Below are 13,110 nucleotides of genomic sequence, written 5' to 3'. Positions count from 1 at the left end.
TATGTGAGCCTCGTCATCCATCTATAACATAATGTAATTTAAGGTGTTACTTAAGTAATGCCTACTTTTGATTGAGACTGAATAAAGCTTAATTTAGCTCAAAAATTCATTTTTATGACTCATGCTATCGTGTGACAGCAAGATTGACAGAATGAACGTTTCGCCAATAACATGGCGTGCGTCAAAAGTCTTACTTCAGGGAAACATCACGCTGTTTTTGTTCAAGGATGCTCAATTTGTATGGTTCTGACTGATAAACAACAATTTCTCGACTGCATCCATTACGATGAAGGCGGCGAGTATTACGCGAGATATAACGGATTAACCTTGCGCAGTGTCTTTCAACCCATTTTTGATAAGCAACATCAGGTTGTGGGTGCTGAAGCACTGGTTAGGATTTTTACCCAGCATCATACACAAATCCGGCCCGATCTGTTTTTCCATTCTGAAACCTTCGCGGATGATGACAAACTTAATGTGGAGCGCTTAAGCCGAGCCATTCATATTCGCAATTTCAGCCTTTCACCCTATCGTGATACCCGACTATTTCTCAATGTCTTACCCGTTGCCGGTGAGCAATTTGCTTACTGTGATATCAGCTCTACCTTGCTTGCCACTCGACTGGCCGAGCTTAATATTCCGCATCACCGCGTAGTGATGGAGTTGGTTGAAATTGAGTCCGGGGATGAAGGCATGCTGCAAATGGCCACCGAAAAACTCGTCGCCAATGGGTTTCAAATTGCGATTGATGACTTCGGCTGTAAAGCATCAACCCCAGAGCGGGTCGCCATGCTGCGCCCCAATATCATCAAACTGGATAGACAGTTACTGCTCGATTTTATGGCTGGTGATTGCTGTGGATTGCTGGCAGGTGTCCAGCTAGCTCAAAAAACGGGCGCACATACGGTTGTAGAAGGTATCGAAACGGCGGAGCAACTCGCTGCGATGCAAAAACTGGATATTAATATGTACCAAGGTTACTACCTCGCTTTACCAGAAGGGATTGCCCAAACCGCTAAAGTGGCAAATGCTAACTAAATACTCGTCAAGATAGGGGCATCAGCGGTAAGTAAAATTCCAGCGAATATCATCGCGGAATGTGTCTCTAACCTTTACACCTTAAACAATACACAGCATACTCGCTGCGTCTTTGCGAGAGGTTAACCTGTCATGTTGCATGTAGTGACATCACTGTTGAGTTTTATTTTGCTCTGTGCAGCGCCTTTGCTGCATGCAGGTGATGCGCATCGAATTATTGACCCAACCTCAGAAAAGCAACTACAGCATCACACCGATCACACATGGTTAGCCAAATTTGCGCTGCTTCCTAATCGCCAGCAAGATTACCGCACATTATTAAGAGCAGAACCTGAAGAAAGAGAAGATTCGACGTTCACACCGCATTTCAGTGCAGCCAACGAGACGTTCTCTTTTACTTTACGCCACTATTTTCTTTATCCCAGTCAGCGTTTCTTCCAGTTGACGACACTCAATCATGCTCGTAAAGCATGGTTATTTTCCAATCTCTACTCCCGTTACGCGCACGCTTAGCCACACCTCTTTTCTCGTATTCCAATGGGTTGTTGCTACTGAGGTGTAGCGCGAGTTAGTGTGCCATGTCTATCCAGAGATAAGCTCTGTTGTCACGACGCCCTCTTTGTACGACCACTCATGCAGAGCATTTTTACCTTCATCATAAAAGAGGATCACCGTTTGGATTCCGTACTCTCTATTTTTAGTGCGCTTTGGCATCACGATGCCTTCGCCCTACAAAACGTTAATTTACTCTTGTTGTATTTCTGCCTAGCACTACTGATTTTTTTGGAAAGTGGTTTCTTGCCTGCTGCGCCGCTGCCTTGTGATAGTGTCATCGTACTGAGTGGCTCGCTCGCTGCAACTGGTGTATTGCAACTGCACTGGGTGCTTATTACCCTATTCCTCGCGGGCTGGTTGGGTAGTCTGGTGGCTTTCTACCAAGGCTCTCAGCTCAAACACTGGCGAATAATTAACAATTGGTTAGCAAAAGTTCCAGATAAACAATTAATGACGACCGATAAACTGATGCGTCGCTATGGATTAATTGCTTTATTTTTTGGTCGCTTCTTCCCTGTAGTACGCTCTTTGCTCCCTATGGTGATGGGATTACGTAATAGCGTTCAGCCGCTACGCTTTCTCTCAGCGTCAGCCATTAGTGCCCTATGCTGGGTTTTATTCTTGGTTGGCGTTGGCTTTGGTATTTCACTGTTACCCACTAAGCTCGAACAATTTGCGACCAAGCTACTGATGATCGCACCGATCTTCACACTGGTGCTGGCCGTACTCACATTTGCCGCCAGCGCCATACTCAAAAAACGCGAGCGTAAAGTGAAAGTCACGGTAGAAGATTGAAAGTCTCAAAGCGGCTCGGTATGCAGAGCCGCTTTATAAGTATTCCCCAGTTAAAGCGCCAGCATAGACAAATGCGAACATCCGGTTAACTAAAGGATGTGAGTCATCGTCACTTTTTCCTAGTCGCTTACGTCGAGAGGCGTTTTATCGATTTGAACATAAAAAAGGGGCTCATAAGAGCCCCGCAAATGCGATGGTATTGAGAATGGGAACATTATGAGTGGCGCTGAGAATCAGAAGAATGGGACGACTCTTGCTCAATAGCGAAGCTGTCGACAGATTCCTCGGTCGTTGATGACTGAGTCGTCACTTCGTCACTGCGTAACGCTTTTTGAAAAGAGCGAATCGCATAACCCGCATCTTCACCTATGGTTCGCAATTTCTTAGTGCCGAAAACCAGCGCAACAATACACCCCAAGATTAAGAGCTTACCCACACTGATTCCACCCATGTTGTCCTCTGCTTTTTACAATGTGTGTTTACCAAGTAGATTTCAGACCATGCAAAGTGCACGTAAACAATCCCACTAAAAGTTCACGCCTTACCTGTCCTTAACCTGTGAAGCAGTGTAGCGAACCCTGTATAAATCGGTTGTATGGATAAGGCATACATCTGTATAGATTTTATAAAGATAGTTTTATTTTACGTGCCTATTTATCCACTAAACGGTAACCGACCCCATTTTCAGTCAGGATGAAGCGCGGTTGCGCGGGATTGTCTTCCACTTTATGGCGTAACTGCGCGACATGGATGCGCACATAGTGATGATGCTCGACATAATTGCCGCCCCACACTTCTTTTAAGATCTGCTTGTGCGTGAGCACCTTACCCATATTTTTTGCTAGCAATTTCAAAATGTTGTATTCAGTTTTGGTCAGTTTTACTGGCTCTCCAGCCTTGGTGACTTGCTTTAACACAAGATCCAACACCAGATCCCCCAATTCAAAACGAGTTTGCTCTACACTTTCGGTGCTCGGCGCTAAACGCAGCGCCACCCGAATACGAGCCATCAACTCTTCACTGCCAAAGGGTTTAGTCAAATAGTCGTTCGCGCCGGCATCCAGAGCTTGCACTTTATCCGCTTCTTTTTCTCGGGCAGAAATCACCATGATTGGGGTTTGCGTCCATGCTCGCAGCTCTCTCGTCAAACTGATGCCGTCTTGATCTGGCAAGCCTAAGTCCAACAGGATCAAATGCGGATTCCAATTCGCCACCAGATGCAGCCCTTGCTCTGCCGTGCTGGCCACTTTCACTTGATACTCATAACCAGAAATAAGCACAGTCAAAAACCGTTGAATTGGCGCTTCGTCTTCAATAATGAGGATCTTAATTTCACTGTTCATACAGTTCCTTTAAATTGTATTGGCGGCAAGGAATCGTCACCGTAAAACATGCGCCCCCAGACTCTCGATTATGTACCCGAATCGAACCTTGGTGAGCCGCAACAATCACTTGGCAAATCGCCAATCCAAGCCCCGTTCCATCAGCATGATTGCCTTCCACACGATAAAACCGGTCAAAAATTCTAGGCAATGCCTCATCGGGGATGCCCGCGCCGTTATCCATCACCGCCAGCGTAAACTGCTGATCTTGATAAGCACAAGCGATCTCAATTTCGCTGCCTCTAGGTGTATATTTCGCGGCATTTTCCACTAAGTTAATCAGCACCTGTTCAATCAGTAAGCTATCAAGCTCAACCAACATCGGTTGACTCTCAATCTGTACTTTGTGATGGGTTAATCGCGGTGCTAAACGACTGAGCACCGTTCCAATCAACTCCTCCGGTTCAACCCAATCTAACTTAGGTACTAGCGCGGATGCCGTATAGCGGGTGATATCGAGCAGTTTGGTCAAACTGCGATTTAACCGCTCGCCTTGCTCAGCAATTGACGTCAGCAGCTCTTGCTGGGTTTCCGTCGAGAGGTGAAGACTCGGATCGGTTAAAGTGGTAGCAGAGCCAATGATCGCGCCAAGCGGCGTTTTTAGATCGTGCGAGACAGACGCGAGTAACGTTGTGCGCGTGCTTTCCAGCTGTTTCTCCGCTTCCACATGGGCCAAGGTGCGATGCGCATGAGCCCTTGCTAACGAGAGGGTCAGAAGAGAGCGTACCCAAGGTGCGATTTTAGATTCACGCCGCAAAGCCTCTGGCGATGCGAAGCGATCATGGGGATAACGTAGGAAATAAATGACCCCAAGGGTTGTCCCACGATCCACCAAGGTGAAAGCATTGATCTGCTCATCTTGCACCAAGGTTGATGTGCTATCAGTCGAAAGAGGCTGCGGTAGTTCAATTGCTGCAACGGGGAAATCAGCGTGCTGCGCGACCCATTGCCACTGCAGTTGGTATAGCGCGATCGCACTGACTATCCCCTTCTCTTTACTTAAAAATTTGACGGTGGCTTGAGCAATGTCTTCACTGGTACTGAGTGCAGAAAGGTGGCAAGCAAGTTCATAGTACTTCTTGTGTTGCTGCTGCAGGCGCTTATTTTTCTCTATTTGCTTGCGCTGAGCCTGTGTTATATTCACCGCGAAAATCCCACTAAAAGCTAACACCGCATAGGTAATCACATACTGCGCATTCTCAAATCGGAACGATTGATAGTCCGGTAGCAGAAAGTAGTGATAATCGATGATGCTTAATCCCATCATCAAGTAAGCGTTGCGCGGTTTGAGTACTGATGCGCTCAAGATATTGAGCAGCAAAAACAGCATAGCCACATCAGTCTCAATCATATCTTTGCGGTACATCACACCCACGACAGTGACCATGGCGTACAGCGCAACCAGAATCAGCGCTTTGTGTGCTTCATTAAGTCTTGTCACCACTGCTTCTTAATCCTGTTGGTTCGTGATCTCGTCACCTAGGTGGCCGGATCATACATCTTCCATCCTCCATCGCAAACGCTGCGATATCGACAGAGGTGAATTATGACTTGGATTACTGACGCAAATACGGCCGTTGCCTGCGTTGCTTATCAACTGAGTGAAGTGCTAGCCGTCTACCCTATTACACCGAGCACCAGCATGGCCGAAAGCTGTGAACAATGGGCAAGCCAGCAAAAGAGCAATCTGCTGGGTGATGTACCCAAACTTGTGGAAATGCAATCGGAAGCAGGCAGTATTGCGGTTGTTCATGGCGCCGCCATGAGCGGTGCACTTGCCACCACCTTTACCTCATCGCAAGGTTTATTGCTCATGATCCCAAGCTTATACAAGCTTGCTGGTGAGCTGACGCCTTGTGTCATTCATGTGGCGGCTCGCACTGTCGCTACTCATGCGTTATCTATTTACTGCGATCATTCGGACGTGATGGCCATCCGCCAAACGGGCGTTGCAATGCTCTGCGCCAGTAATGCGCAAGAGGCGCAAGATCTGGCCGCCATTGCCACTTTCAGTGCTTTACAATGCCGCTTACCGTTTGTGCATTTCTTTGATGGATTCCTCACCTCACACGCCATTACCCAGATTGAGCCGCTCTCCGAAGAGGCGTTATCTGCACTGCTACCCATGCCAGCGTTAGTTGATTTTCGTGCCCGAGCCTTAACGCCCGATCGGCCAACTCTACGCGGAGCCACTGCCGATCCCGACAGTTACTTTCAGTGTCGCGAGGCTCAAACGCCGTACCATCAAAGTACGCCTGAACAGGTGCAGAACATCATGGACTGTTTTGAAACACAGACCGGACGCCGCTACCAGTTGGTCGAGTATATCGGTCATCCGCAAGCACAATCTGTGATTGTCGCAATGGGATCTTCCATCGACACCATCAAACCAGTCGTCCTTGCCGGCGTACAGCAAGGTGAGCGGATTGGCGTTATTCAGATCCGACTATATCGCCCTTTTCCAAGCCAAGCCTTACGGGATGCGCTTCCAGCCACGGTGACTCATATCAGCGTATTGGATCGCACCAAAGAGCCGGGCAGTCACGGCGAACCGCTTTATCTTGACGTTTTAAGTGCCTTGTATACCCAGAGTGCAAACTCGATCCGACTCTCTCGCGGTCGCTATGGGTTATCAGGAAAAGCGTTTTACCCAGAAGATGTCGAAGCGATTTTCACTATGATGCAAGCTCCCGAGCAGGAGCAAGTGCTCGAATTTGTGGTGGGTATTGAAGATGACGTAAGCCAACTTACTCTACCGAAAACGATTTCAGCGACGAGAGATAAGCCCTATCAAAGTATTCTGATGTATGGCTATGGCGGCGATGGGAGTGTCAGTGCGGGAAAAAATCTGATTAAAACCCTAGGCCAAAACTGGCATGTACAGGGTCAGTTTGAATACGACTCCAAAAAATCTGCCAATGTCACCACGACACATATCCGTTTCAGTCAGCAACCGATCACTGCTCCCTATCCGGTTCGTCACGCTTGGTTGGTTTCGCTCAGCAATCTGAAACTTCTCCATGAGCGTGATATTGCCAGCAAGCTGATCGCCAATGGCTATCTGTTGCTCAACACCGCACTGACGGGGCAAACACTGTGGGCCGCTTTACCGCCCGCATTGCAAAGTCGCCTTCAGGCTTTATCGGTTCAAGTGGCCACCATCGATGCCGATGGCTTGATTGAGCGCCATCAACTCGGCAATAAAACCAGTATTGTGATGCAAGCCGCGGCGGCTCGATTATTAAGCCAGCATACCGAACAGGCGTTATTGACCTCACTGGAAGCGAGTCTAACCGAACAGCTCAAACACCGTTCAGCCCAGCAACTGACACAAAGCCTGCAATGCCTAAACCAAGCGTATCAGTCGGTGTGTGAGATGCCATTTGCGATCCCAAGTGAAACAACGGTGGCCATCCAAAGCCAGCCGAAGATTTGGGGCGCGAGCTTGGTTGAACAGTTGCTGGCGGGGAAAGGCGATGCGCTACCTGTCTCGGCTTATCCGGCCGATGGAGTATGGCCTACCAATACTTCGCAGTTAGAAAAACGTAATCTTGCTGAACAGCTACCGGTTTGGGAAACCGATCTTTGCACTCAATGCGGTTACTGCGTCGCGATTTGCCCGCATTCGGCGATTCGTGCCCGCATTGTGAGTGAAACCCATCCCACCTTGAGTGAGTTAAAAAGCCTGCCTTATCGCTCAAGACAGCAACCCGATGCGCACTATGTACTGCAAGTGTCACCGGATGACTGTACTGGCTGCCAGTTATGCACTCAGGTTTGCCCAGCAAAAGATCGACAAGAGCCAGAGCGTAAGGCATTGAATATGGTTGAGAAGAACCTCAGTTATCAATCAGAGCAACAAAGATTCACTCATTTCCAAGCCTTGCCGAAGCAGTCGGCCTATCAGCAGCAGCGAATTGATGTCAAAACATTGCAGCACGTTGAGCCCTATTTTGAATACCCGAATGCCTGTGCAGGATGCGGAGAAACGCCTTATATCCGCATTTTGACTCAGTTATTCGGCGATCGATTGATGATTGCCAACGCGACAGGCTGCTCCTCAATTTTTGGCGGCAATCTACCCACTACGCCTTACAGTCAGGATAGTGATGGACGAGGCCCTGCTTGGGCCAACAGCCTATTTGAGGATAATGCCGAATTTGGCTTGGGCATGAATATGGCACTGGAAGCCTTACAATCGCGTGCGCAGCGTTTGCTAGGCGGACATACCCCGCAATCTCCGCTTCCCGATCTAAGATCGCAGATTGGTGAGCTGAAGCAGCGACTTCCTGCTCACTCCGAAGAGCAACTGCTGGCCGATTATTTAAGCGAAAAAATGGTGTGGATGATAGGTGGTGACGGCTGGGCTTATGACATCGGCTTTGGCGGACTCGATCATGTGATGCGCAGCGGACGTAACATCAATATTCTGGTTCTGGATACGCAGTGTTACTCCAACACTGGTGGACAAAAATCCAAGTCCACCCCGCAAGGACAAACCGCGAAATTGTGCAGTATACCCAATCCAAGTCCAGCCAAAGATCTGGTTAAACTTTACCAAGATCTGCCCGGTGCGTTTGTGGCGAGAATAGCCTTGGGTGCCAACATCAATCAGACCATTAAAGCGCTGCAAGCTGCAGGTGAACATTCTGGTCCGTCATTGGTTGTCGCCTATTCGCCCTGCATCGAGCATCATTACGATTTGGCACACAGTGCGCAAGTTACAAAAGAGGTGGTGAAATCTGGCGCATGGCCGCTGTATGCGGGCGTAGCGCAACAAGATTAGCCTCGCTCCCCTAGCGAAAAACTAGGGGAGCCTTGTAAAGGCTAAACCTCAGAGCTAAAAAAACCGTTCAATCTTGAACGGTTTTTTCGTGCGAGCCTTACATCTCTCGATACACACCCATCTCAATTAGGCGATCAGGGGGAATATTCAATCTTTCCGACGTTCTCAGCGCATGTTTGCTCATCTGAATAAAGAACCAGACTTTCAGGTCATGCCACATCCCCAGTTTTTGTACTTTCAATCGCTCTGAAGAGAGCAAAAAGAGCGTTTCATTGGGATGCAAATACAAGCCTTTTAGACCGCAGCAGTGCATCACTTGCGCCATATCTGGCTCCTCTTGATAACCGGTATGGATCACTACTTGCCAAAAACTGGCCGAGACCTGCTCTATCTCAGCTCTGCGACATGGGTGAACCCTTGGTACCGCTTCATATTGAAAGGTCATCAATACATTTCTTTCATGTAAGGTCTTGTTGTATTTGATATTGTGCAGCAGCGAGCGCGGCACATGATTCAACGAGCGAGACAGATAAACGGCGGTTCCCGCGGCGCGTTGGAAAGACTCTTCCTCCAATGACTGAATCATCGCCGAAACCGAGAGCTCGTTACCGGTAATTTCCAGCAAGCGTTGGCGCTGCTGCTGCCAGATATACATGACGATAAACACCACGCATCCTAACAGCAGAGGCAGCCAACCACCCTCCATCAATTTGGTTGAGGTCGACGCTAACAACAAACTATCCATGCCAATAAACGCGATCCCAATCGTGACGACTCGCGGCCATCTCCACTGCCATTGATAACGCGCAACCAAAACCAACAGCAGTGAAGAGATCATCATGATCGCCGTGACCGCAATACCGTAGGCGGCCGCTAAGTTGGCGGATGAGCGAAAACGCAACATCACAAAAATCACGGCTACAAACAACAACATGTTCGCCGCGGGCACATAAATCTGCCCTTGTGAATGCTCTGACGTGTGCGCAATTTTCATCGGCGGCAAATAGCCATAATTGATGGCCTGTCTCGCTAACGAAAAGATCCCAGAGATGACCGCTTGCGAAGCAATAACAGTGGCAAACGTCGCCAGCAAGATCAAAGGCCACAACCAAGCTTTAGGCGCCAGGCTAAAGAAAGTAGAACCTGTGGGCGCAGACAGGGTAAGCAGATACGCCCCTTGCCCAAAATAGTTGAGCAGCAAACTGGGCATCACCAGTGCAAACCACGCAATGCGGATCGGCTTAATCCCAAAGTGCCCCATATCGGCGTACAGTGCTTCAACCCCAGTCACCGAAAGCACGACTAAGCCCAAAATAAACAGGGTGTGTTGCCCATGAAGCAAGACAAAATGCACCGCATACGCTGGGTTGAGTGCACGTAATACTTGGGGCGCGTGCCAAATTGCATGGGCACCGAGTAAAGCCAGCACCAAAAACCACAGCAACATCACTGGCGCGAAAAAGCGCCCGATACGCTCGGTTCCCATCGCTTGCACCGCAAACAGCGCCACAATGATCATCATGGCAATGGGCAGTACATAAGGAGCTAAGTCAGGTTGCGCCACCGCAATCCCTTCCACCGCAGAAAGTACTGACATGGCGGGCGTTATCACCGCTTCACCAAAGAAAAAGCCCGTCGCCAAAATCCCAAGTAACATGGCAATCCGCCGCCAAGGTTTGGGGGCATTTTGTTGAGCAATGGCGGATAAAGTCAGAATACCGCCTTCGCCATTTTGATCGGCGCGTGTGACCAGCAAAAGATATTTAATGGAAACGATCAGGACAAATGCCCAAAACACCAAAGATAAAATCCCCAACACATTGTCAGGGTTAATCGCGAGTGGATGGTGACTGAAGAACACTTCTTTAAAAGCGTAAAGAGGACTAGTTCCGATATCGCCATAGACGATACCCATTGCCAGAAATGCCAAGCTGGCTGTCGTTTGTTTTGCAGGTTTCATGGTTCTTAAGCAGCGCGGTGCTTCCTAAATCACAACTTCCAGCATACTAACTAGCCCGATTTAAAGAAGGTGTATAAAAGCGCCAGTCGGGTATAAAGAAAATATATAGAAATACCCGCTCCCACACCCTCATCCACTGGTGTAATCCATGGTTCGGGCTGATGACGATTCCCGCATCCGGCGTAAAGTGTTAGCATTGGCGCATTCCAATGACCATAGCGTCACGGAGTTGAGCGCGAGGTGGCTTCTGCTGACTCCATGTTAAGCATCATTCTTATCTCTCAACTCATTTAAGACTGTATTAAAAGGCTAATTTTTCAAATGGTTAACAACTCAATCCAATGGTTTCCGGGGCACATGCACAAAGCACGCAAGGAAATCGAAGAAGCGATTCCGCAAGTCGATGTGATTATCGAAGTGCTTGATGCGCGTATTCCTTTCAGTAGCGAAAACCCGCTGATTTCGCATATCCGTGGTGAAAAACCTTGTGTGAAGGTACTGAATAAGCGCGATCTTGCGGATCCTGAGTTAACCGAGCTGTGGATTGCCCATCTTGAGCAAGAGAAAGGGGTGAAAGCGATGGCGATCACCACATCCAATCCGCAGGAAGTACACAAGATCCTCGAACTGTGCCGCAAGCTCGCTCCACAGCGTGAAGAGATCGGCAAAAACATTCGTACCATGATCATGGGCATTCCGAACGTAGGGAAATCGACCATTATCAATACCTTAGCGGGCCGTGCAATTGCTCAAACCGGAAACCAACCCGCAGTGACTCGCCGTCAACAGCGCATCAATCTACAAAACGGAATTGTGCTCTCTGATACTCCGGGAATTTTGTGGCCAAAAGTGGAAAACCCTCATAGCGGTTTTCGTTTGGCGGCCACTGGCGCGGTGAAAGATACCGCGATGGAATACGATGAAGTGGCGTTTTACACCGTCGAGTATCTGGCTAAGCACTATCCAGAAAGATTGAAAGAGCGTTACCAAATCGATGAACTTCCAGAAACCGATGTTGAATTGATGGAAGAGATCGGTCGTAAACGTGGCGCGCTACGTGCGGGCGCGCGAGTGGATCTGCATAAAGCCTCTGAAATCCTACTGCATGAGCTGCGTCAAGGTGTGCTTGGACAAATCACCTTGGAGCGCCCAGAAATGATCACCGAAGAGTTACAACAAGTTGAAATTGATGAAGCGCTGAAAGCCGAAGAGAAAGCCAAACGTAAAGAAGAGCGCCGTAAGCGTTATCTGCGTAACAAGCGTTAATCATTCCGCGCATAACAGAAAGGCGAGTATGACTCGCCTTTTTCACAAATCTTTTTCGCAAAGAAAGGCCTGTGATTTACGCCTGTGGAATACCTGCAATCTTGAGCAGTATGCTTTCTAACTCGCTCCAAGGCATCAGTTGTGAATCAATCACTTCTAAGCGTGATTCAAAACCTTCTAAGCTCATTTCAGTCACAGAAACCACGCCATTCGCCACGTTGAAAGCGTAACAACCGCGATCGGTATTCAGCACCCCTTTCACTCGCTCGGCGGTTAAATCATTCAGCAGTTGAAACAACAGATCGAAGTTGAACTGATACTCGGCGCCAAACAGCCAGCCACAACTAAAATAGCCTTGGCCGCGATTTTCTTTGCGCAAAAATGGCTGTTGTGGTGCAAGCTGAAATTGCGGCTCATCGGCAGCATGGTGGTGATGATGGGAGTCAATATGAGTGGATGCATGGCCAACCAAACGCGGCATATCCAGTAACTCTATAGGGAATTGCCCTTGCTTGATGAGCTGACTAAAGGTTTTGGCCGGCGTTTGGTCCGTAACCCAATCATTAAAGGCATCAATGTCACTACTGCTGCACTGATCAACTTTGTTCCCCAAAACAATATCCGCGCTCGCCAGTTGGTCGTTGAAATTTTGGTTATTGCGGTATTTATCCATGCTCAAGTGACGTGGATCCATCAACGCAATCGTGGCTTTTAAGTCCACATAAGGCTGATACTGCTCAGAAATTAACGTGGCGACTACTTGCTTAGGATGCCCTAATCCTGTGGGTTCGATGATTAAACGATCGGGCTTTTGACGCAACAAGGCGTTAATGCCAACGGACATTGGAACCCCAGCCGTGCAGCACAGACATCCACCCGGTACTTCTTTGATCATCGCCCCCTGCTCACTCATCATTGCGCCATCAATACCAATCTCGCCAAACTCATTAACGAGTACAGCCCACTTTTCATTGGTAGGTTTAGTGGCTAACAGGTGCAAAATCGCGGTGGTTTTTCCAACGCCCAGAAAACCCGTAATAATATTGGTCGGAACTCGATTGATCATGCTGATTCTCCTTTTGGCCGAAGTATATCCAAAAGCTATTAAAGAAGCAGTTTCAAATTTCGTGGACAGCATAAAAGCTTAAATGCAAAAGGCGCACTGTAAAGCGCGCCTTTTTCCTCGTAGACTCAATCGTGAGTTTTGCGAATTCGCTTGGCTATATATGCAAGCGTCTCTTAGCCGAGGTACTGATATGAACGTTTTGATTCCATCCAAATTGTCTGTAAGGTTCCATATCCTCCATCAGAAATGTTCTCACTAACCT

General features: G+C 48.4%; 10 protein-coding genes. 5 read left to right on the top strand and 5 right to left on the bottom strand.

Annotation, left to right across the window (positions count from 1 at the left end; genetic code table 11):
• The first annotated feature begins 240 nt into the window (after positions 1-240).
• The 3 genes from F0316_RS19670 (at position 241) to F0316_RS19660 (ending at position 2,388) form a co-directional block, all read left to right on the top strand.
• A complete protein-coding gene (locus F0316_RS19670) occupies positions 241-1,038 on the top strand; it encodes an EAL domain-containing protein (protein ID WP_000244531.1) in 798 nt (265 codons plus the stop codon).
• Positions 1,039-1,170: 132 nt separating this feature from the next.
• Entirely contained in the window at positions 1,171-1,551 is a 381-nt protein-coding gene (locus tag F0316_RS19665) for a hypothetical protein (RefSeq protein WP_148531092.1), read from the top strand.
• 162 nt (positions 1,552-1,713) lie between these two features.
• Positions 1,714-2,388, top strand: coding sequence for a DedA family protein (locus F0316_RS19660; protein WP_148531093.1), 675 nt, complete (start codon positions 1,714-1,716; stop codon positions 2,386-2,388).
• 214 nt (positions 2,389-2,602) lie between these two features.
• Here the strand turns inward: F0316_RS19660 and tatA are convergent, their stop codons facing one another.
• The 3 genes from tatA to F0316_RS19645 form a co-directional block, all read right to left on the bottom strand.
• Positions 2,603-2,839: a twin-arginine translocase TatA/TatE family subunit gene (gene tatA, locus F0316_RS19655; RefSeq protein WP_002053932.1), complete on the bottom strand. Its 237-nt coding sequence runs from the start codon at positions 2,837-2,839 to the stop codon at positions 2,603-2,605.
• Positions 2,840-3,038: 199 nt separating this feature from the next.
• Positions 3,039-3,731, bottom strand: coding sequence for a response regulator (locus tag F0316_RS19650; RefSeq protein WP_001083605.1), 693 nt, complete (start codon positions 3,729-3,731; stop codon positions 3,039-3,041).
• The gene (locus F0316_RS19645) at positions 3,721-5,214 is read right to left on the bottom strand and encodes an ATP-binding protein (protein WP_114725573.1); all 1,494 of its coding nucleotides are present in this window, start codon (positions 5,212-5,214) and stop codon (positions 3,721-3,723) included. Before F0316_RS19645 ends, F0316_RS19650 begins: the two co-directional genes overlap by 11 nt.
• 102 nt (positions 5,215-5,316) lie before the next feature.
• Between F0316_RS19645 and nifJ the strand changes: the two genes are divergently transcribed.
• Complete coding sequence (gene nifJ / locus F0316_RS19640) at positions 5,317-8,556, top strand: pyruvate:ferredoxin (flavodoxin) oxidoreductase (protein ID WP_114732992.1); 3,240 nt, start codon at positions 5,317-5,319, stop codon at positions 8,554-8,556.
• A 97-nt stretch (positions 8,557-8,653) separates the two neighbouring features.
• Here the strand turns inward: nifJ and F0316_RS19635 are convergent, their stop codons facing one another.
• Positions 8,654-10,516, bottom strand: a complete 1,863-nt coding sequence (locus F0316_RS19635) for a potassium transporter Kup (protein WP_114732993.1) — start codon at positions 10,514-10,516, stop codon at positions 8,654-8,656.
• Positions 10,517-10,837: 321 nt separating this feature from the next.
• On the opposite strand from F0316_RS19635, the gene ylqF reads away from it, so the two are divergent.
• Positions 10,838-11,782 (top strand): ribosome biogenesis GTPase YlqF, encoded by a 945-nt coding sequence (ylqF, locus tag F0316_RS19630; protein ID WP_000247909.1) that lies wholly within the window; start codon positions 10,838-10,840, stop codon positions 11,780-11,782.
• Between the two features lie 76 nt (positions 11,783-11,858).
• Here ylqF and F0316_RS19625 read toward each other — a convergent pair whose 3' ends face one another.
• Positions 11,859-12,848 (bottom strand): CobW family GTP-binding protein, encoded by a 990-nt coding sequence (locus F0316_RS19625; RefSeq protein ID WP_149560863.1) that lies wholly within the window; start codon positions 12,846-12,848, stop codon positions 11,859-11,861.
• Positions 12,849-13,110 lie beyond the last annotated feature (262 nt).

Origin of the sequence: Vibrio cholerae, assembly GCF_008369605.1 — a bacterium.
Lineage (GTDB): Bacteria > Pseudomonadota > Gammaproteobacteria > Enterobacterales > Vibrionaceae > Vibrio > Vibrio cholerae.
Note: the sequence above shows the minus strand (reverse complement) of the source record. Positions and strands in the feature narration are given on the sequence as shown.